This is a genomic window from Haladaptatus sp. AB643, assembly GCF_024136975.1.
Lineage (GTDB): Archaea > Halobacteriota > Halobacteria > Halobacteriales > Haladaptataceae > Haladaptatus.
On the sequence record NZ_JAMYJW010000002.1, the window covers coordinates 227,031 to 247,910 of the forward strand.

Below are 20,880 nucleotides of genomic sequence, written 5' to 3' on the forward strand. Positions count from 1 at the left end.
GGGGCCTACCGATGCGAACACCCGATACTTTTACCATCTGGTAATCGATAGTACCGGTACGGCGATAGCGATGTGTTGTGAGCATTCGCCACTCCGCAACGAGGCAATTAGCATGTCAGAAACCACCACGTCATCGGCACAGCAGGGAAAAATCCTGGACGGCATTACCGTCCTCGACCTCTCGACGTTCGTCACGGGAGGGTTCAGTTCGGCGATGTTGGCGAACCTGGGCGCAGAGGTAGTCAAAATCGAACAACCCGGCTACGGGGACGCGATCCGCCACTCGGGTCCACCGTTCATCCGCGGTGAGTCGCCCTACTACTGGACCGTCAACTACGGGAAACGAAGCGTCGAACTCGACCTGAAAAACGAGCGGGCGAGGGAGGCCCTGTACGAGTTGGCCGAGCACGCCGACATCTTCGTTCAGAACTATCGACCCGGGACGGCGGAGCGCCTCAGTGTCGACTACGCGACGATCAAGGAACACAACGAGGAGATCATTTACCTCGCCATCTCGGCGTTCGGACAGACCGGACCGTGGGCGAAGCGGTCGGGATACGACCTGTTGATTCAGGGGATGAGCGGAATCATGAGCGTGACGGGAGAGGAGGGTCGGCAACCGGTCAAGGTCGGTCTCCCGATAACGGACCTGATTACGGCCATGTGGGCGGCGTTCGGCGCGACATCGGCCCTCTATCGACGCGAACTGACCGGCGAAGGGGAGTACATCGACCTCGGCATGCTCGAAGCGACGCTGCCGTGGCTCACGAAGCAGGCCGGACAGGTGTTCGCCGACGAGACGCCGACGCGGATGGGGACGAAAGATCCGGTGTTGGCGCCGTACCAGACGTTCGAAACGGCAGACAGCTACCTCAACGTCTGCATCCTGAACGAGAAGCTCTGGCACGAGTTGTGTGCGGTCATCGACCGGCCCGACCTGCCCGCCGACGACCGGTTCGAGACGAACGCGGACCGGGTCGCCCATCAGGACGAACTGGAAGCCGAAATCGAGGCGACGCTTGGCGAGAAGACGACGGACGAATGGATCGAGATAATCGCCGACGAGGGAGGCGTGCCCGCCGGGCCCGTTTACGACGTGGACGAAGCGCTGACCAATCCGCAGGTGGAAGCGCGCGGGGCGATCACCGAGATCGAGCACCCGGAACTCGGGACGATTCCGGTCATCGAACACCCGCTCACGTTCGAACACACCGAAAGCGGGTTCGAGATGCCGCCGCCGCTCCTCGGAGAGCACAACCGCGAGGTGTTCTCCGACCTGGGATACACGGAGGATGAAATCGACGAACTCGAAACGAGGGGCGTGTTCGGAGCGCAAGACGGTGGTACCGACGAATGACCGGCGTGACGATTCCCGGCGTCGGGATGACCAGATTCACGGGCGCGTCGGACCGCTCCCTCGTGGAGTTGGCGGCGACGGCGGCGAACCGATCCCTCGCCGACGCCGGTTACGATCCAGACGACGTCTCCTCGCTCCACGTCGGGAACGTCCTCGGAGATGCCCTCGGATTACAGGCCGGTCTCGGGAACGCGCTCACGTCGTCGCTCGGGCTTGAGGGCGTCACCGCCGACAGGGTGGAGAATACCAGCGCGACGGGCGCGAGCGCGTTTCACCGGGGAGTCGAGGCGCTCCAGAGCGGCCACTCCGAAGTCGCGTTGGTCGTGGGCGCGGAGAAGATGTCCGTCGGCGACACGAGCAGGGTGACGGAAGCGATCAGCCGTCTCACCCACGAGCGTGAGTACGTGCAGGGCCTCACGCTTCCCTCGTTCGGTGGCCTCGCGGCGAGTACCTACCTCGCCCGGCACGACGCCCCCCGCGAGGCGCTCGCCGAAATCGCGGCGAAGAACCACCGGAACGCGGCAGCGAATCCGGTCGCGCAGTTCCAAACGGAGATCACCGTCGCGGACGCCCTCGACTCGCCCGTCGTCGCCGACCCGCTCCGCCTCTACGATTGCTGTCCGATGACGGACGGCGCGGCCGCCGTGGTTCTGGCCCGGGAAACGCCCGAGGACGTGCGCGTGACGAGTATCGGAAGCGCGACCGGAACCCACGCCGTCGCCGACCGCCGGGACCCGTTGGAAATCGAGAGCGTCCGCGTCGCGGGGGAACGGACCTTCGAGCGAGGTGGGGTGACGCCTGACGACGTCGACCTCGCGTGTATCCACGACGCGTTCACGATTCTGGAACTCCTTGAACTGGAGGAGTTGGGGTTCTACGAGTCGGGCACCGCCTGGAAAGCGACTCTGGATGGAGAGACGCGACTCGACGGGCGACTCCCGGTTAATCCCGGCGGCGGGTTGAAGGCGCGGGGACATCCGCTCGGCGCGACCGGACTCTCACAACTCATCGAGTTGGTCTGGCAACTTCGGGGTGACCTCCCTACCGAGCGGCAGGTCTCGTCGGCCACCACGGGCTTCGCGGTCAACGTCGCGGGGTTCGGCAACAACAGCGTCTGCACGGTACTGGAAGCATGAGGGACCGACAGTCCACGACACGAACGGATCGGATAGCGGTGGACGAAGCCTTCGTCTGCGAGCACTGCGGACACCGCTGGTACTACACGCGGAGCAACTGCCCGAACTGTCGTCGAGACCGGATTGAGACGTACACGCTCGGCGAGGGGACGCTGATAGCGGTGACGAGCGTCGCGATGACGCCGCCCGACGTTCGAAGCCCGAATCCGCTCGGCTTCGCCCGATTCGACGAGGTGCAGGTCGTCGGTCAGTTGGCACAGGAGGCCGCCGTGGGTGACCGCGTGGCGTTCGTCGGTGCGTACCGTCTCCGGGACGGAGACGAGGGGACGAACCCCCGCCTGACCGTCGTTACGGATTGATTCGACCGCGGATCAGCTGAAAACGTGCGAGAAAAAGGGAGCCACTTACTCCTCGATGCGGAGTGAGTCGAGGATGAACTCGTCGATGGCGGCGCGGGCCTCCTCGGGAGCGTCGTCGTGGCCGAGCGAGAGTTTGCGGCCCCGGGCGGCGTGAATGACGTCCGTGATGAGTTGACCCATCCGCTCGGTATCGACGTCGCGGAAGACGCCCTGATCGATTCCCGCTTCGATCACGGTGGTGATGCTCGACCGAATGCGGACGTAGTGCTGGTTGAATATTTCGCGGTGGCGTTCGTCGTTCCCCGCGTACGTGAACAGTTCGTGGTAGACCTTCATCCGGTCCCAGTGGCCGAAGTCGTCGAACGCCGGGCCGAACAGACACTGGTCGATGCGGGCGTCGAGTTCCTCACGCGGGGACGTGTCCGCCTCGACTTCGACGCTTCCCTCGTACTGGTCGATGATGTACTCCAGAAAGTGGGACATGAGGTCGTACTTCCCGTCGAAGTGGTAGTGGATGACCTGCCGGGTCATCTCCATCTCCTCGCCGATGTCGCGCATCCGGAGGTTCGTGTACCCGTGCTTGCTCAGGGCGCGGAACGTGGCTTCCATGATGGCCTCCCGCGTGTCGGAGGGGACGCGTTCGTTGTCGGGGGTGCTCATACGGCGTATTTTTCCCGGGAACATATAGGGGTTTTCCGCGCACCCCGGAAGGTGGTTTACCGCACGGTAAATTATTTAGTGTCATGGTTCATCAGTTCGAGTGACTATGTCACGAATAGTCATTCGGAGTGGGACAGTGGTCTCACTCGACACAGACATCGGAGATGTAGAAGACGCCGATATCCTCATCGAGGATGGCGAAATAGTCGAAATCGGGCACGGGCTCTCGACGGAGAACGCCGAGGTCATCGACGCGAGCGACCACATCGTACTGCCCGGGTTCGTCGACTCACACATTCACATCGCACAGACCCAAGTCAGGGGTATCGCCGGGGACTGGTCGCTCATGGGTGAATACTTCGAGCACATGCTCGGCAATATCACCGGGCTCTACCAGCCCGAAGACATGTACCTCGGCGGCCTCTTCGGCGCGCTGGAGAAGCTCCATACAGGAACGACCACGGCCCTGGACTGGTCTTACCCCAACACGCTTGAACACGGCGAACGGGCCGTCGACGCGCTCAAGGATGCTGGACTGCGTGCGGTGTACACCTACGGCCCACCGGGTGACGACGCGCCGAAGTGGTGGTACGAGAGCGATGTCGGTCTCCCCGAGCAGAACATCCGCGAGCTCTACGACGAGAAGATCCGCGACGACAACTTGCTCAGTCTGGCGCTCGGGCTCCGGGGACCCGACTTCTGTACCGATGAAATCTCCCGCAGCGACATGGAACTGGCGCGAGAGCTAGGGGCTCTCGCGACGATCCACATGGGTGCGGCACAGTGGACGTCGTCGGAGTACAACGACGACTACCAGGGCTTCGGCGCCATCCACGACATGCTCGGACCTGACGTCAACATCGCCCACGGTAACCACTTCACGCAGGAGGACATCCAGCACGCGGTCGACGCGGGCGCGTCCTTTTCGTCGACACCTGAGGTGGAGATGCAGATGGGCCACGGCATCCCCGTCACCGGGAAAGTGCTCGAAGCGGGTGGCCGCCCGACATGGGGCGTCGACGTCTGTTCGAACATCAGCGGGGACATGGGAACGCAGATGCGCATCGGACTCCAAGTCCAACGGATGCTCGAAAATCAAAACCTCCTCGAAAACGGCGAGGAGGTTTTGGAAGTGGGACTGACGGCCCGCGACACGCTCGAAATGGCGACCATCGAGGGGGCGAGAGCGCTCGGCATGGAGGACGAAATCGGGACACTCACACCCGGCAAACGGGCCGACATCATCATGATCGACACCGACGACTTCGCGACGGCCCCGGCTCATTCGCCGGTCCAGACCGTCGTCTTCCAGTCCGACCCGTCGCACATCGACACGGTGCTCGTCGACGGGAAACCCGTCAAACGCGATGGAGCACTCCTGAACCCCGCGGTGGACGAGGAGTTCGACCGATTCGTCGATTCGGGATACCGCCTCGTCGAGGAGGCCGGTATCGACCTATGAGGACAGATTCAATACCGCCCCGGTCGACTACACGCGATACCGAACGATGCGACTAGGACAATACACAGCCACCGACGACGAAGCACCGTGGACGGGAGCGCGACTCGACGAGCGGACGGTCGTAAACCTCGCGGAAGCCGGAGCCGCGGCGGGAGTCGACCTTCCCGAAACGAGCACCGACCTCCTCGCCACCTGGGAGTGGGAAGCGAAAGCCGACCTCGCTCTGGAACGTGCCGCCGCGTCCGGGGAAGGGACGTACGAATTCGACGAGCTAACCAGATACGCCCCGATCACGAACCCGGACAAGGTCGTCTGCGTGGGTCTGAACTACCGCGATCACGCGGAGGAAGGGGACAATCCGATCCCAGAGACCCCCGTCCTGTTCTCGAAGTTTCCGACCGCGGTTACCGGCCCGGACGACGAGATTCGCTGGGACCCCGACCTCACCGAGAAGGTCGACTACGAGGCCGAGTTCGTCGCCGTCATCGGGCGCGAGACACGGCGTGTGAGCCGAGCGGACGCGCTCGACCACGTCGCGGGGTTCCTCGTCGGCAACGACGTCTCCGCCCGGGACTTACAGCACGGGGACGGACAGTGGGTACGCGGAAAGAGTCTCGACTCCTTTGCACCCATCGGGCCGGAACTCGTGACGACAGACGAGGTGTCCGACCCGCACGATTTGGACATCTGGGCGGAAGTCAACGGCGAGCGACTCCAGGATTCCTCGACGTCGAACCTCATCTTCGGCATCGACGAACTCGTCTCCTTCTGTAGTCAGGCGTTCACGCTCGAACCGGGCGACCTGCTCTTCACCGGAACGCCGCCCGGTGTCGGCGTGTATCGGGAGCCGCCGGTGTTGTTGTCGGACGGCGACGAGGTCACCGTCGGCGTGGAAGAACTCGGTGAGCTCACGAACACCTGCGCGTTCGACTGACGCGTTTGTGGGGGACGTTCGTGTGCTCCCTCGTCATCGAACGCGGCAAAGAATATCGAATCGGAACCGTCAGTCGGAGAAGCCGAACACGTCGCGGGGGTTTTCGAACACGACTTTTCGAATCGACTCCGTGTCGATGCCGTACCGGTACAGCTCGAACATCGCTCGTTTTATCGCGTCCGGGTCGGTGCGAAGGACGTTGGCGCAGTCGGTGTCGATCATGATCCGCTCCGGTCCGTACTCGTCGATGGCGTTCGCGACGTCCGCCGGTCCGACGCCGACGAGCCACGAGTGACCGATGGTGAAACTGAGGTAGCAGTCGGTTTCGCGCATGAGGTAGTCGACGTTGTTCCGGTCGGCGTGAGACGCGACGACTTGCTCCTCGGGCAGTCCGGCGTCGCGCGCCGCCTCGATATCCATCTCGACGGCCCGTAACGCCGGGTTCTCTCCCGTGATGACGGGGTCCTGTCCCAACGAGGTGTTCTTCTCGTATCCCGGGATGCCGAATTCCGGACGATAGGACCGCCCGGACGAACCGGACTGGTTCGGCGTGTGGAGGATGATGGGCAGGTTGTGACGTTCAGCGAGTTCCATCTGGGCGCGAACGATGGCACGCTGTTCGTCCACGTCCCAGGCTTCGACGTGTTGGGCGGGAGTGACTCCCGTCTCCCCGACGGCGACGACTTCGTCCAACTCGCAGTACCGGTCCATCGCCTCGATGAGTTCGTCCGGGTTTTCTATCCGGACCCCGGTGTGGATACCCAGGCCGAGTCGCGCCTCGAAGAAGTGGTTGCGTTCTATCGCCGCCCGGCGGTTGATAGCGTCGTCCCAGAGAAACCGTACGTCCTCGGCACGAACCGGTTTGTAGGGAGTCCAGTGATATCCGGACGCAACCATGACCATCCCCTCGCACCCCGAGAGCGCGTAGCGTTCCCTGTCGTCCCAGGAGAGGGTGTGTGCGTGGTTGTGGCCGTCGAACCAGGGTAAGTTGAGGAGTTCCCGCGGGTACGAGCGGTCATCTTCGTCCAGATACTCCGCGTCAGTCGGTCTCTTCGTTGGATTCGTCGAATTCATGTATAGGCTCGGAAGCGTCAACTGGCCGCGCTGCGACGTCCAGGTTCCACCTAGTACGCCGTTCGTACGGTACCCACTTAGCGTTTGACAATATGGTAAAACGAACTCCGTAACGAGGAGTTCCGATGAAGGGTTGGTCGCTTATTGCCCACCTGACCGCGAACGACGGACGCTGGCCGCACGAATATGTGTCGACGCTCGTCGGACTGCTATTCGGCCACGTCCACGCGACAGCAGGTTCGGGTCGAAGGACGAGGTCGTTCTTCGGCGGAGATATCTGAAAGTAGACAGAAACGCTGGGTCGCCAAATCGGGCCCTGAGTTCTGGGCTGCCGCCCGTTTCACCGACCATAATATTGCATGAATATTAGAATACTATTTGGATAGATTCGGCTATTGACCAGACGTCAAACACGTGTGGTCGGCTACGATGACTCCTTTGTGAATGGTGTTTATAGTGATATTTGTCTGCCGGTTTTTACGATAGTAACCCTGTTTTCTCGCTACTAAATCCATGTTTTTAATTTTCATCACACAACAGAGTTCCGTAAAGGGCCACCAGTAGATCGGAAGTGGAAGGAGAACGTGCTGTCTTTATCCGGGTCGAAATAGACGAGAACCGACGATTGTATTGTTTTATAATTGCAATATTATAGCAGTATCTGGCCCTCCCGCGAGGGGGAATCGAAGGAAACGGAAACCCACTTCGGTCGGAACGGTTATACGTCGTCCCCTTCGGTCGCGAGCGTTCGAGGGTCGCCTCCGATTCCGGTTCGCCGAAACAGTTTAACCCGGATTGTTCGAATCACGTCGTAGACGATGGGACAAACCATTTCGCTTGCCGAGGAATCGATGATCGAGGACCGACCCCGTCGCGGCCGGACGGGCGATGATCACGAGATGGTCGGGCACAGGACGACCGAACGTCCCGTGGGTGACCGGTAGATGGTCGGAGAAGCCCGCCATCCGGATACCGATACCGGTCCTCTCGACGGTGTCACGGTTCTCGATGCGTCTCGCGTCCTCGTCGGTCCGTTCTGCACCATGCAGTTGGGGGACCTCGGCGCGGACGTCATCAAGATAGAACAACCGGACGTCGGTGATCAGACGCGCGGGTGGCATCCACCGACGTACGGCGAATCGGACGAGAGCGCATACTACCTCAGCGTGAACCGTAACAAGCGTTCGATGACGCTTGACCTCGCGAGCGACGACGGCCGTGCGCTCTTCCGCGACCTCGCGAGCGAAGCCGACGTCGTCGTCTCGAACTTCCGTGTCGGCACGATGGAGGAGTGGGGACTCGATTACGCGACGCTCCGGGAGGACAATCCCGGCCTCGTCTACTGTGCCCTCTCGGGATACGGTGAGTGGGGACCGGACAAGGATCGTCCCGCCTACGACCTCATCATGCAGGCGGAAGGGGGACTGATGAGCATCACCGGCGAAGCCGACGGTGCCCCCGTTCGGGTAGGTGTCGCCATCGCCGACATCGGCGCGGGGATGTACGCCACACAGGCCATCCTCGCCGCGCTCCTCGAACGCGAACTCGGCGACGGGACCGGCCAAAAAATCGACGTTTCGCTGCTCGACGGGCAGGTCGCGTGGATGAGTTACATGGCCTCCAACTACTTCGCGACGGGGGCACCGCCGGGTCGGATGGGCAGCAAACATCCGACCCTCGCGCCGTATCAAGCGTTTCCGACGATGGACGGATACGTCGTCGTCGCGGTTCCCTCACCGAATCTCTGGCCGAAGTTCTGCGCCGCCATCGACCGCGAGGACCTCGTCGATGACGACCGGTTCGCGACGAACGCGGACCGCGTCGAGAACCGCGATGCGCTCGATGCGGCGCTCGAACCGGCGTTCGCGGCCATTACGACCGAGGAAGTTCTCGACCTGATGGACGAGTACGGCGTTCCGGCGAGCGACGTCAAGGACATGGAGGACGTCTTCGAGAACCCGCAGGTCGCCGCACGGAACATGCACCGATCGATATCCCATCCGACCGCAGGCGAGGTCGAAATGGCGGGAAGCCCGATGCACCTCTCGAAGACACCTGCGAGGGTCCGTACGCATCCGCCGCTCCTCGGCGAGCACACGGAAGAAATCCTTTCCGAATACGGATATACCGAGGCGGATATCGAGCGACTGTCCGATAAGGATGTTCTCTGATCGGCCGCCACATCTCGTCGGGTAAAATGAAGATACCGCTCCCGACCATCGCACCGATGCTGATGGACGTCGTCGATACCAGACTGAGGTCACGTTCGAGGTCCTTGGGCACGGCTTATGCCATTAACGCGGGAAGGCGCTGTACCGTTACCGACCCACCGAGACGGGACCCACGTGCCACCCGACATCGAGTCGAAGGCGGTCACTCTCACCGAAGACCACGAAAAAACAAATGCGGCGTCGTGTCGCACGACATCGCCGCTACATCGTCGTCGTGGTCGTCGTCATCTCGCTTGGAGCATCAACCGTCGGCAGGAGATCGAAGGCCTGTGCCTTGTCGTTCGTCTGCAGGAGCCCGACGGCGAACGCCGAAACCACCGTCCCGCTTTCGAGGGTCACGTCGAACGTGGCGGCGGCCTCGTTCGTACCTGCGGGTCGGATTTCGATGGTGTACGACCCCGCGGGTACCTCGACGTAATCGCTGGCGCTGCCGAACTCCAATCCTTTGACGAGGACGTCGCCGTCCGCTGCAATATCGACCGCCGGTGCGTCGGGCGAGAGGTGGACCGCCCGCAAGCGCGTCTGGTCTCCGGACGGCACTTGGTTCTCGTCGACGAACACGAACGCCTGCGGACTGTCGAGTGTTCCCCCGGCAGCGATCGTGTAATCGGTGTTCGCGTCGAGGGCGACCTGCTCGTCGATGACCGCGCTCCCCCGCCCTTGCCCCGCTGGCGCGACCTGTATGGTGTGCTTCCCCGCGTCGAGTTCGAGATAATCGCTCACGTCTTTGAACGCGACGTTCTCCAGGACTCGATTTCCGTCGACGTAAACGTCCACTTCCGGGGCGTCCGGAATCGCGTGGATGACCCGAACGCGACTCGTGTTCCCGTTTTGACTGCTAGTCATCTCCTGGGCGCTCGAAATCCCCCCAAGAATGGGTATGCTGCTCACGCCGATGATCTTGAGTACCTTACGTCTGGTTTGCTTCATTTTGGTTCCCCCAACCGACACTCGACTTATTAGCTGAAAATGATATTCCCGGACCAGTTTGGTCGGGTCACCGTCATACGAACATCTATCCGGCACTCGGACGGGATCGCCCAAGTGAATATATTTAAACAGATCATTCCGATAGATTTCATCAGGTTCACCGATGAAAGCAATTTACTCCGAAGTTGATCCATTGTCGTCCCTTTTGGAGTCCCTACGCCGTTATACCGCACGTGAGGTCGAGATGGCGGGAAGCCCGATGCATCCCTCGAAGACACCGACGGGGTCCGTACGCATCCGCCGTTACTCGGCGAGCACACCGAGGAAATCCTCTCCGAGTACGGCTATTCCGAACGCGATATCGAGCGACTGTCCGATGACGGCATACTCTGACGCCGCGTACGCTTCGAACTGGATGAGTTGCGAAACTTCGACCACCGTTATCGACGCCGTAGAACGCCGGTCGAGGACGGTTTACAGTCTGACCACGAGACCGTCGCCATCCCGTTCGTACGTCGTGTCGAACTGATCCGAGCGGTCACGCATCGTCTTCCGGAGCCACGCCGCCTGGTCCTCGGTTGCGGGGGAGACGCCGTCGTCGATATGGAACGGAACGAGCCGGATTTTCTCGAAACTCCCGCCGTCGAGCGTGAGTTCGAACAGATAGCTGTCGTGATTTCCCAGGTCGTCCTTGATGCCGAAGTCATCGACGAGGTCGCCGGTGTCGTGGAGGATAACGCCGTCGCCGTACCGCTCGACGGCTTGGACGACGTGCGCGCTGTGGCCGTGAACGAGGTCCGCGCCCTGATCGACGAGCCAGTGGCCGAACGCGACGAGTCGGTCGGTGGGTTTCTCGATCCAGTTCTCCCCCCAATGGAGCGAGACGACGAGGAGGTCCGGGTCCCCGGATTTGGCGCGTTCGATGGCGTTCCCGACGAGTCGTCTGGTTCGCCGGTTCCGGGGGTCGGTCTCGGCCCACGCGATTCCCGGTCGGTCGCTGGTGGCGGCGTATACCTCGTACTCGTCCGAGAACGAAACGACGGCGACGTCGATGTCCCCCACGGTAAACGTGGCTGGCTTCCACGCGGCCGACGGGGTTGCGCCGGTGCCCGCGTTCTCGATACCGCCGTCATCGAGCGCGCCTATCGTGTCGGTCAAGGCCACCGCACCGAAATCCATCGCGTGATTGTTCGCCAGGTTCGTGAACCGAACGTTCCCGGCGTCGAGCGCAGGGACTGCCCACTCGGGATTTCCCCGGAAGTAGTACACTCGGTCGGGAAACCGTTCACCGCGCTTCGAGAGACAGCATTCGAGGTTACAGAAGACGCCGTCGAGGGCGTCGAGTCGTGGCTGAAAGTCGCCCCAGATCGTTGCGGGATCGACACCCGAATCGCCGTAAATTCGGTTGAGGCTGCGTCCGACCATCGCGTCCCCGGCGAATCCGATGGTCGTTTCGTGCGTTCCGCGACCGTCGGACGAGTCGTCGGTCGTGGGACGGACCCCGGATGAATCGGTAGCGTCGGTCGTCTCCTGACCGGTGGCCCCGGTGTCGCTAGACGAACTGCTCCCATTAGCAGTGGTCGAACCGGCATAGTTCCCGAGACACCCTCCAACTACCACGGTTCCGATGGTCGAGAGGTATGCCCGCCTAGTATCAGTCATCGATGGTAGATCGTATCAGTAGGACAGTGATAAACTTCGTGGGAGCGGACCACCGTTCCCACGGTCACCGGCGGCGCGAACGGGTTGGCCGTCCCGTCCGACCGACGGTTAACTTCGAACGAACTACCAAATATTTCTATGAATTATAACGTGAAATAGAAGATAGATATGCGAATGTCCCACAGATTCAATCCCTGACACCTCCCTCGGCCAGTTCGTGGTTACCCGTGGACCGTGTGGCTATCGCCCGTCGTTCCTGACCGAGGAACCATCCGTCGAGAATTCCGAATTGCATTTCGTGAGAGACGTTTCATAATTGTATCTACCATCGAAAGACGTATGTCTTATTGTCGTATCTTCATAACCGGGAAAAATTAAGATAATATGACGTTTAGAGTTTATAGATATTTGAGATAGGTGAGATTTGCGGTAAATGTGCAGCCGATTGTCGATTCAAATAGAGATAGAACGCAGTAAACGACCAACTATGGCAAGATATCCAAAATCCGTTCGTGCAGCAGCAATCAAATGTATTTCGTGTAATGCGCCCGTCGTCGAAACTGTCGAAGGCTCGTATGCCTGTGTCGGCTGTGGCGATTCACCGATAACTGTCGCAGCGATGGACGCGACGGCCCGAATTGCGGACGACTGATGGCGACCGTGACAAGCTATCGGCGACGGTACTAGCTACGAACCAGACACGTGACGTTGCGGGGAGGTTCGAAGGACGAGGTCCGAACACGAGCGACTGCTGGACCGCTTAGCTCCCAACTGCTCCGTTTCGAATCACGCCGCCAACCGCGAAGAGCACCATGCCGACGATGATAGTGGCGGTCCCGGCGGTCAGAAGTCGAAGACCGACGATCGTCGGCGTGAAGAACACGAGACCGTAGGGGACCCGCCCGACGCTGATGAGGCCGTACCCGAGGAGCATCGTCAACACTGCCGGGGTCTCCGCACCGCTCTCCTGGATGCGCTTGATGACCGGGTACGTCGCGTACGGACCGCCGGGAATGAGACCGGCGATGAGTCCGGCGGCGGCGACTTCGCCGAAGCCTGCCGATTCGCCGAGCAATTCGCTCAGTCGGTCCTCGGGCAGCAACGTCCCGATGGCACTCGAAAGGAAGAGGGCGGCGACGATGAGCGTCGCGAGATGGACGACGGTCGTCGCACCGTGTTGGGCACCCGTCCACGCATCCGCCGGGCGTCGAACCACGAGGTACGCGTAGACGGCGAGCGTCCCGAGGATGACGACGCGCTGACCACACGATTCGCCGATCAGGAGGTCGAGTCGGCTCATATACCGAGCACCCCCGCGGCGACGAGTCCGACGAGCACCGTCACCACGACGCCCACGGCGACCCGGGCGGCGACGATTCTCGTTTCGAAGAAGACGAGGCCGTACGACACCCGACCCAACCCGATCGCGCCGTAGCCGACGAGCATCGCCAGCACCGACGCGGTTCGTGCACCGTTGTCGGCGACCCCGCTGATGATGGGATAGACCGCGTACGGGCCACCGGGAAGAACCCCACCGAGCACACCGGCGAGCAACACGCCGGTCGTCCCCGCCGACCCACCGACGAGTCCGTTGATGGCGCTCGCGGGGACGAGTGTCTCGATCGCACTGGCGAGCAACAACGCCGCGAGGACGAGGGTTGCCAGTCCGACTAGCATCCGAGCACCGCTTTCGAAACTCTCACGGGCGGCGTCGGGACGGCGAACCGAGAGATACACGTAGAGGACGATCGTGCCCAGGATGACGATTCGCTGTCCGGGGCCGGAACCGATCAGGATATCGACGATCGACATGTGAAAACCAAGTCAGTGCATGCATTATACCTGTCCATCTAGTGTACTGCGCGCCAAAACGAGGCGTGAGATCGAGTACGAATCATCGGCCGCCGCGGCGGTCGACGATGCTGACGGCGCACCGAACGTCACGGACTGGGATGAATTCGTGGCGGCGGACGAAGCGTTCGATTAGATGGCAAGTATGGTCGTCAGTGGACGACCTCGTCGAACCCGATCGTTCGTACCGACTCGACGTGAGACGGGTGAGAAACGGGTATCCAATCTCGGATCGTGAGAAACCATAGCGATTTCCGGATCCGACGAGTTGGAAAGTTCGACGCCAAAAAGGTAAACAATATCTCGCTATACTCAATGCGCATCGGTCGTGGGGGGCGGTCCGAGGCGACATGTGCCAGGAGGTCCGGACTCGTCCCCTCATCCGTTCGATGTTACGGCCGGTGTCCGGGGGATGGAACACGATGACCGAGTGAAAGGGCACACGGTACGGGACTGGTATCGTCGCGGCGACGTTGTGCCGTAGCTACGTCACCACATGTGGATGTGAGAACACGGATGGTAGAGCGTTCCCTACCACCGCAATAGTGTACGTGTTGGAATCACCACTGTCGGTACCGAAGTCCCCGAGGCGACCGGTCACACTCGATAGCCTGGTCAACGTAGCGATACCACTCGCCGTAATGGAGTTGCGCCATAAGTACCGTCACAGCCAGAAGAACGATGCACCACCCCCTTCCTACCGAGTGAAATCATGGGTTCCACAGCGGTCATCAACCCCACCGTTGGTATGCGATTCTCGCTCGACGTCCGTGAGTACATTCGTACGATTCATCGTTGATACTGCCGAATTTGCCTCCGACGAGACGTTTGCCAGGAGGAAACCCGACGGAGATAGAAAACAGTCGCGTACGGGGATGACAGGATCGAGCCTGATCCGAAAATCGGCGGGTGGAACTCCAAACGGTAGAGGTGGCAACCCATTGACTACGGGCAATAGGAGGGAGACAACAATTACAGGGTTAGCAGTGTAACACCAATTGCCAGTAAACACCATCCGTTATCGAGGATAACACCCAGTTATATTGTGATTACTCTGCAATCATACTTGGAAGGGAGAGATCATCAGCATTGATATTATCTCTCTATGAAACATAATTCCGACGCCGTGTCTATGTCAATCGATAGAGAATGAATGTATTTCACGAATCCAGCTTTGCCCCGATCCGATAGGGATTCGAAGTAAAGTAGATTATCTTCCGAATATGGACAGGAATCCGAGAACATCGAGCAAATAGGGAAGTGATTCTTCAACGAGATGTTCGAATCCATTGTACCCATGTCTATCTATGGAGGGGTATCCGTATCGACCATATAATATTGTACCTTTTTTGACTTTCCAATGGTTGGTGACCCCCGAAATCGCGGAGTCACATGAGTTACAGGAACTGACGGCGACCGGACAGATTCGTTTCCACACGAACGGGAGAAGGACAAACGAGGTGTGCTGGGGTCAGTTCGGACGTGAACCGCGGTGGTCCCGCGACCGTTTCACAGTCAATTCATCGGAAACGGGGTTCACTGTTCGGTACGAACAGTTCCGAGGAGGGCGGTCGCCGTGGAATTAGAGCGTTCGAAAAAGGGAAATCGAACGCCGCCAGTTCCGATGGATCAGCGGATTTCGACGTTGTGCCACCGGCCGGTTTCGTGGCGTCCGGTGGTAGCTGCAGCCTCGCGGACGCGACTCACGCGTTCGTCCGTCGGCGGATGGCTCGCAAACGCCCGTTCGAGCGGCGTCTGCTCCGTCCGCCGGTCACGGTTCTGGAACACCCACGAAAACAATCCCCAACCGGGTTCGCTCGCACGTTGGAGCTTTTCGAGTGCACGAGCAAACGCCAGCGGGTCGTCGAGTACCGCAACGGCTCGCCGGTCGGCGGCGTACTCCCGCCGGCGGGAGTACGCTTGGAGCGTCAGCGTCGGAGCGACGAACAGCCCCATCACGAGCCCAGCCAGCCCACGTCGTAGGCCGCTACCGACGCTGGATGGACCTCGCACCGGCCGACCCATGATCAGCGACAGCCCCCAGCAACTCACGGAGACGAGTACCACGAACGGGAGGACTACAACGAGAGCGAGGCTCGCCATCGTCCGTAGGAGACTCATGGCCAGCGTTTGGAGGAGGCTATCGTGACCCTCGAGATGAGCGAGTTCGTGAGCGAGGACGCCTTCGAGTTCCGCGGGCGTCAGTAACCGGACGAGCGAGTGGTCGATCACGAGCGTCCGCCGCCCGAGGGCGAACGCGTTCGGGTGACCGAGCCGAGCGATGTAGACGTCCGGTCGGTCGATACGCATCCGCCGAACCAACCGGTCGATACTCGCGTCGATTCCCGGAGTACGGGTAGCGACGAGCGGAACCGCGTCGAGACGCAGGAGGAGACGCTTGGCGCTCGTTCGATAGTTCACGTAGCTGAAAACGAGCACTCCCACGCCCGTAGCGAGAAGCAGGAACGGGAGATCGGTACTGGTGAGGAGGGCACCGACGATTCGGGTACCGAAGAGGAGGCCGACGCCAGCGAGAGCGAGCAGCCACGCTCCAACCAGAATCGCGAGCCCGCGCGGCCGGCCGAATGTTGCTGACATAACTTTCATAGGGATCGTACACGGAAAACGGTTACCGAAGATCGAAGACGGTCGTCGAAACCCGTCTTCGAGGCAGAATGTTTCAGTTCTCGAACGATTCGAACGCGTCTTTCGCGTCTTCCATCGTAACGTCCTCCGAAGAGCCACTCGAAAAGTGATAGAAGAGCACTCCAAGTACACACCACGCGAAGACGATCAGCCACTCGAACGGCCAGGCGAGAGCGGACGGGGCACCGGGCAGATACAGACCGACGAAGAACGCGGTTAGCACGAGGCCGAGAACGCCGATAGCGTACCCGCCGGGAAGTTTGAACGGACGCTCCAATTTCGGTTCGCGGTATCGCAGCACGAGGAACGAGATCACGACGAAGAACCACGCGAGAACGATGCCGAAACTGCCCGCATCGACGATCCAGACGAGCATCTGCTCACCGAACAGCGGTGCGAGCACCGAGATACCTCCGATGAGAGCGATGGCGGCCGATGGCGTGCCGTGCTGTGGGTGAAGGGTCGCAAGCCGACTCGGTAACATGTCGGCTTCGGCGAGCGCGTACATGGCGCGACTGCCGCCGATGATGAACGAGTTCCAACTCGTGAGTATCCCGGCAATCCCCGCGAGCGCCATTATTCGACCGATAACCGTACTGTTGAACAGCGAGGTCAGCGCGGCGGCCGCGGGCAACGAACTGTCCACGAGCGTGGAACCGGAAAGCGATTGCCCGGAGGCCCAGATGACCGCGATGTAAAACGCCGCGGCCATCACAACCGAGAGGACGATCAGACGGCCGAGGGACCGATATGAAACGTCGGCTTCACCGGCGGCTTGCGGAATCACGTCGAATCCAACGAACATGAACGGCGTCATGACGACGACCGTGAACAGCCCCGACCACCCCGCATCGGTGAACGACGGCGTCGCAGTCGAGTGTCCGTTGAAAATCGCACCGATAACGAGGGTGACCCCTGCGAGGCCGATGATGAGCGTGAGGATGGTTTGGAACTGCGCCGCGGGACGGACGCCACGGTAGTTGAGCATCGTCATCACGACCGCACCGATTCCGCCCGTCAGTACCCACGTCGCATAGACGGGTTCTCCGGCAATCGTCCATAGGTGGAGGACGTTGAAGCCCGGGACGAGGTAAGCGAGTGCGGACGGCAGCGCGACCGCTTCGAAGATGACGACGCTGACGTACCCGAGGATGATCGCCCACGTACAGACGAACGACCCCGCAGGCCCGAGCGCTCGTAAACTGTAGACGTGTTCGCCACCGACGAAGGGCATCGCCGACGCCAATTCGCCGTAGATCAGGCCGACGGTCGTCACCATTACGCTCCCGATGGCGAACGCGAGAATCGCCCCGGTCGTTCCCCCCTCGTCGATCCAGTATCCCGTCTGAATGATCCACCCCCAACCGATCATCGCACCGAACGCGAGGACGAAGATATCGACTTTCGACAGGACACGTGTTAACTCATCGCTATTGTGATCTGCTCCCATGGTAGCTTTGGTTCCACCGCGTGGGTAAATAATTTATCCAGCAGCGAATACACATTACGGACGTGCTATTTTCGAATCGCACGAACGACGTCGGTACAAATCGTACGACTCGGTCGCCAAACGATGACGTCCAAACGTGGTTTCGAGAGGGTTCCCCGCAACTCGGACGGGGGAACGTGGGGACGTCGGCTTCCCGTCGAAAACGGTACAGCGGCACGTTCAAGTCGCTATCCGGCGTATAGTGGATGGGCGTGACAGTCGGTCAGGTGGGGGAGATACGATCGAATTGGACATCGGTCAGTTTCGTCGTGGCCACCGTTTTCTTGGTCGCACGTCTTCGGCCGGTCTCCCGCGTACGTTCGTCGAGACGCCCGAGACAACGGAGACCGAACCATGCCGGACAAGACTAAGAGAGCCACCGACGGAGAACCACAACCGATTCAAGCCGACCGAGGTGCCTCCATCCTCGGTCCACGGAACGTACCGCTTGAGCGGGAGAATCCGGATCTGTTGGCCTCGCCCGACACCGATGCCGGGACGATTCCCAACCTCAAGTTCCCGTTCGCGGAGGCAAGAAACCGACTGACGACGGGTGGGTGGGCACGCGAAGTGACCAAGCGGGAACTGCCAGTCGCAACCGACCTCGCCGGGGTGAATATGCGTCTCAAACCGGGCGGGATTCGCGAACTCCACTGGCACACGGAGGCCGAGTGGGCGTACATGCTCGCCGGTCGTGCGCGGGTCACTGCCGTCGATGCAGACGGCCACAACTTCATCGACGACGTCGGCGAAGGTGACCTGTGGAACTTCCCGGCGGGCGTCCCACACTCGATTCAGGGATTGGAGGAGGGCTGTGAGTTCCTGTTGGTGTTCGACGATGGGGATTTCTCTGAGAACGAGACGTTCCTCATTACGGACTGGTTCGAACACACGCCGCGTGACGTGCTCGCCAAGAACTTCGGCGTTCCCGAGGAAGCCTTCGACGACTTGCCGCACGACATCGATCACACGCGGTACGTTTTCGACGGAGAAGTCCCCCCGCCGTTGGACGAGGACGAGGTCGATTCACCGGAGGGGACGGTTCCGGAGAGCTACACGTACCGCTTGCTAGACCGAGAACCGAAGGAGGTGGAAGGGGGGCAGGTTCGCATCGTGGACTCGTCCGATTTCCCCGCAGCGACCACCATCGCGGCGGCGCTCGTCGAAATCGAACCGGGAGCGATGCGTGAACTGCACTGGCACCCCAACGCCGACGAGTGGCAGTACTACATCGGTGGGAAGGGACGGATGACCGTCTTCGCGTCGAGCGGGATGGCACGGACCTTCGATTACCAAGCAGGGGACGTCGGCTACGTCCCCTTTGCGATGGGCCACTACGTCGAGAACACCGGCGACGAAACGTTGCGGTTCCTCGAAATGTTCCGCAGTGATCACTTCGCCGACGTGTCGCTCAATCAGTGGATGGCCCTGACGCCTCCCGAACTGGTGCAGGCGCATCTGAACATCGACGAGGAGACGATAGCCGCGCTGCGGAAGGACAAACCCGTCATCGTGTAGCGGCACCGGGATCCGCCCGACTGCACTTGTTTCCCTTCCGTATGGAGACCTCCGGAGAACGATTCTCGAACATATTTTACTCCGCCCCAATTCGAAGGATAAGTGTATACCACGTTTCGACCATGGACGAATCGCGATGAGTGATGACACACGACACGGGAAGAGCACAGGACACGACGACGGCGCGGAGGATCGGTCACCGGCCCGGAGTACACGACGCGGGTTCTTGGGAGCAATGGGACTCGGAAGCGCCGCACTCTGGCCCACCTCACGCCGTGAGGGACGTGGTTGGAATCCCAACCACGGGGGCACACAACCGTGGGCACCGCGCGACCACGATCACAGCGGACGAAACGGATCGACGAGCCATCTCGGACGGGCGTCGCCAGTGGGATCGATCACGGTGGACGAACTCACCGCAACACAACGGTCGAACACCGTCGTCGTGTCGGCGCTTCCCTCCGTCTCCGGGAGCGGCACCCCCGACGACCCGTACGTTTCCCCCTCGGAGACCGGTGGAATGCGGGAAGCCTTCGAACGCTTGAACGAAATCGAGGGCGGCGTCGTCTACTACCCGAGCGGGTACTATGGGACGGGAACGACCGCGTGGGAGATCGACCTCGCCGAATACGACGGTTTGCGGAACAACTGGTCGATCCACGGCGACGGATTGGAATCCTCACGGATCAGATGCGGTTCCGACGACGGAAACGGAATCAGGATTCATGATTCGACAGGGACGGCCATGTTCTACACCGAAATCGTCGGTGTCCGATTCGAGGGGGATTGTGCCGGATTTTCCTTCGTCTGGGGGTCCGACGATTTGGGTGACGCGTACAACAGTTGCTGGTCGCGGTTCTCGACGTCCAACAGCAACCCGGACGGAGCGGGGGCCTGTCAATTGAACTTCGCCCTGAATTCCTACCATTACGGCGTCCACAACGCGGCAGGGGGCGTCGGAGTGGAACTACGCCGCGTCCAATTCTCCGGCATCGAAGGGAGCGTCAGTTCCGGCGAGAACGCCGGTGACACCGCGTTGCGGGTTCGGGAGTACTCGTTCGCAAATCACTTCCGCTACTTGGACGTCGAAGCGACGTACGACGGGATCCACATCGCGGACTCGCGGGCGATATACAACGTCTTCCAGAACGCCTACTTTGCCAACGTTCGCGGGACGGCGGTAATCCAGGATATCGACGAGGACGGCCCCCGATTTCCCGCCTCGGCCGAACAGGGGACGTACTTCCACAACCCGTTCGTCGCGGGAGCCGTCGAGAACATCGTCGAACACGGCGGCGGAACCCTGTACGTGGACGGGTCAACCAGGAAGTGGCCAGCCGCCACACAGCAAACCTTCGAAGGGGAGCGATACGGGGGGAGTTACCGCGACGCGTCGTACTTCGAATTCGAACCACGCTCCGCCGCCCCCGAACACCGACTCGGTCGCGTCGCGCTCGCCGATGGCCGCTCGTGGGACCCCGATTCCGATGGCCATCCGGAGCTTGTCATCTCGAACGGGACGGAGTGGATCGAACTGACAGACCTCTCGCCGACGACGCCGTAGAAACGGC

The 20,880-nt window shown here is 61.0% G+C and carries 19 protein-coding genes; 10 read left to right on the forward strand and 9 right to left on the reverse strand.

Translation table 11 applies throughout. The features are described from left to right. Positions 1–112 precede the first annotated feature (112 nt). Genes NKF25_RS05900 through NKF25_RS05910 form a run of 3 tightly spaced genes read left to right on the forward strand, consistent with a single transcriptional unit; the run spans position 113 to position 2,852 of the window. The gene (locus NKF25_RS05900; RefSeq protein ID WP_253225772.1) at positions 113–1,357 is read left to right on the forward strand and encodes a CaiB/BaiF CoA-transferase family protein; all 1,245 of its coding nucleotides are present in this window, start codon (positions 113–115) and stop codon (positions 1,355–1,357) included. Beyond that, positions 1,354–2,493 (forward strand): thiolase family protein, encoded by a 1,140-nt coding sequence (locus tag NKF25_RS05905; RefSeq protein WP_253225773.1) that lies wholly within the window; start codon positions 1,354–1,356, stop codon positions 2,491–2,493. The genes NKF25_RS05900 and NKF25_RS05905 overlap by 4 nt, the downstream gene beginning before the upstream one ends. Further along, a complete protein-coding gene (locus NKF25_RS05910; protein WP_253225774.1) occupies positions 2,490–2,852 on the forward strand; it encodes a hypothetical protein in 363 nt (120 codons plus the stop codon). The genes NKF25_RS05905 and NKF25_RS05910 overlap by 4 nt, the downstream gene beginning before the upstream one ends. A 45-nt stretch (positions 2,853–2,897) precedes the next feature. Here the strand turns inward: NKF25_RS05910 and NKF25_RS05915 are convergent, their stop codons facing one another. After that, the gene (locus NKF25_RS05915; RefSeq protein WP_253225775.1) at positions 2,898–3,512 is read right to left on the reverse strand and encodes a TetR/AcrR family transcriptional regulator; all 615 of its coding nucleotides are present in this window, start codon (positions 3,510–3,512) and stop codon (positions 2,898–2,900) included. Positions 3,513–3,618: 106 nt separating this feature from the next. Here NKF25_RS05915 and NKF25_RS05920 point away from each other — a divergent pair, with 106 nt between their 5' ends. Further along, positions 3,619–4,974, forward strand: coding sequence for an amidohydrolase family protein (locus NKF25_RS05920; protein WP_256490487.1), 1,356 nt, complete (start codon positions 3,619–3,621; stop codon positions 4,972–4,974). Between the two features lie 46 nt (positions 4,975–5,020). Further along, entirely contained in the window at positions 5,021–5,908 is an 888-nt protein-coding gene (locus NKF25_RS05925) for a fumarylacetoacetate hydrolase family protein (RefSeq protein ID WP_253225777.1), read from the forward strand. 69 nt (positions 5,909–5,977) lie between these two features. Here the strand turns inward: NKF25_RS05925 and NKF25_RS05930 are convergent, their stop codons facing one another. After that, on the reverse strand, positions 5,978–6,982 hold the full coding sequence (locus tag NKF25_RS05930; RefSeq protein ID WP_253225778.1) for a TatD family hydrolase: 1,005 nt from the start codon (positions 6,980–6,982) through the stop codon (positions 5,978–5,980). Between the two features lie 818 nt (positions 6,983–7,800). Between NKF25_RS05930 and NKF25_RS24150 the strand changes: the two genes are divergently transcribed. Then, on the forward strand, positions 7,801–7,926 hold the full coding sequence (locus NKF25_RS24150) for a hypothetical protein (protein ID WP_256487204.1): 126 nt from the start codon (positions 7,801–7,803) through the stop codon (positions 7,924–7,926). Next, complete coding sequence (locus NKF25_RS05935; protein WP_253225779.1) at positions 7,927–9,153, forward strand: CoA transferase; 1,227 nt, start codon at positions 7,927–7,929, stop codon at positions 9,151–9,153. A gap of 261 nt (positions 9,154–9,414) precedes the next feature. Here the strand turns inward: NKF25_RS05935 and NKF25_RS05940 are convergent, their stop codons facing one another. From NKF25_RS05940 to NKF25_RS05955, 5 genes are all read right to left on the reverse strand, one after another. Then, positions 9,415–10,059, reverse strand: a complete 645-nt coding sequence (locus tag NKF25_RS05940) for a DUF4397 domain-containing protein (RefSeq protein ID WP_253225780.1) — start codon at positions 10,057–10,059, stop codon at positions 9,415–9,417. Between the two features lie 387 nt (positions 10,060–10,446). Continuing rightward, positions 10,447–10,581 (reverse strand): hypothetical protein, encoded by a 135-nt coding sequence (locus NKF25_RS24155; protein ID WP_256487205.1) that lies wholly within the window; start codon positions 10,579–10,581, stop codon positions 10,447–10,449. Between the two features lie 36 nt (positions 10,582–10,617). Further along, positions 10,618–11,805 (reverse strand): CapA family protein, encoded by a 1,188-nt coding sequence (locus NKF25_RS05945; RefSeq protein WP_253225781.1) that lies wholly within the window; start codon positions 11,803–11,805, stop codon positions 10,618–10,620. Positions 11,806–12,565: 760 nt separating this feature from the next. Continuing rightward, on the reverse strand, positions 12,566–13,105 hold the full coding sequence (locus NKF25_RS05950; protein ID WP_253225782.1) for a permease: 540 nt from the start codon (positions 13,103–13,105) through the stop codon (positions 12,566–12,568). Further along, complete coding sequence (locus NKF25_RS05955) at positions 13,102–13,617, reverse strand: hypothetical protein (RefSeq protein WP_253225783.1); 516 nt, start codon at positions 13,615–13,617, stop codon at positions 13,102–13,104. The genes NKF25_RS05950 and NKF25_RS05955 overlap by 4 nt, the downstream gene beginning before the upstream one ends. A 19-nt stretch (positions 13,618–13,636) precedes the next feature. Between NKF25_RS05955 and NKF25_RS05960 the strand changes: the two genes are divergently transcribed. Beyond that, positions 13,637–13,792, forward strand: a complete 156-nt coding sequence (locus NKF25_RS05960; protein ID WP_253225784.1) for a hypothetical protein — start codon at positions 13,637–13,639, stop codon at positions 13,790–13,792. A gap of 1,493 nt (positions 13,793–15,285) precedes the next feature. On the opposite strand, the gene NKF25_RS05965 is transcribed toward NKF25_RS05960, so the two are convergent. Both NKF25_RS05965 and NKF25_RS05970 read right to left on the reverse strand, forming a co-directional pair. After that, positions 15,286–16,254 (reverse strand): M48 family metalloprotease, encoded by a 969-nt coding sequence (locus NKF25_RS05965; RefSeq protein ID WP_253225785.1) that lies wholly within the window; start codon positions 16,252–16,254, stop codon positions 15,286–15,288. A gap of 82 nt (positions 16,255–16,336) precedes the next feature. Continuing rightward, a complete protein-coding gene (locus NKF25_RS05970; RefSeq protein ID WP_253225786.1) occupies positions 16,337–17,752 on the reverse strand; it encodes an APC family permease in 1,416 nt (471 codons plus the stop codon). A gap of 393 nt (positions 17,753–18,145) precedes the next feature. Between NKF25_RS05970 and NKF25_RS05975 the strand changes: the two genes are divergently transcribed. Next, positions 18,146–19,309: an oxalate decarboxylase family bicupin gene (locus NKF25_RS05975; RefSeq protein WP_253225787.1), complete on the forward strand. Its 1,164-nt coding sequence runs from the start codon at positions 18,146–18,148 to the stop codon at positions 19,307–19,309. Between the two features lie 136 nt (positions 19,310–19,445). Next, entirely contained in the window at positions 19,446–20,873 is a 1,428-nt protein-coding gene (locus NKF25_RS05980) for a hypothetical protein (protein ID WP_253225788.1), read from the forward strand. Positions 20,874–20,880: the final 7 nt, after the last annotated feature.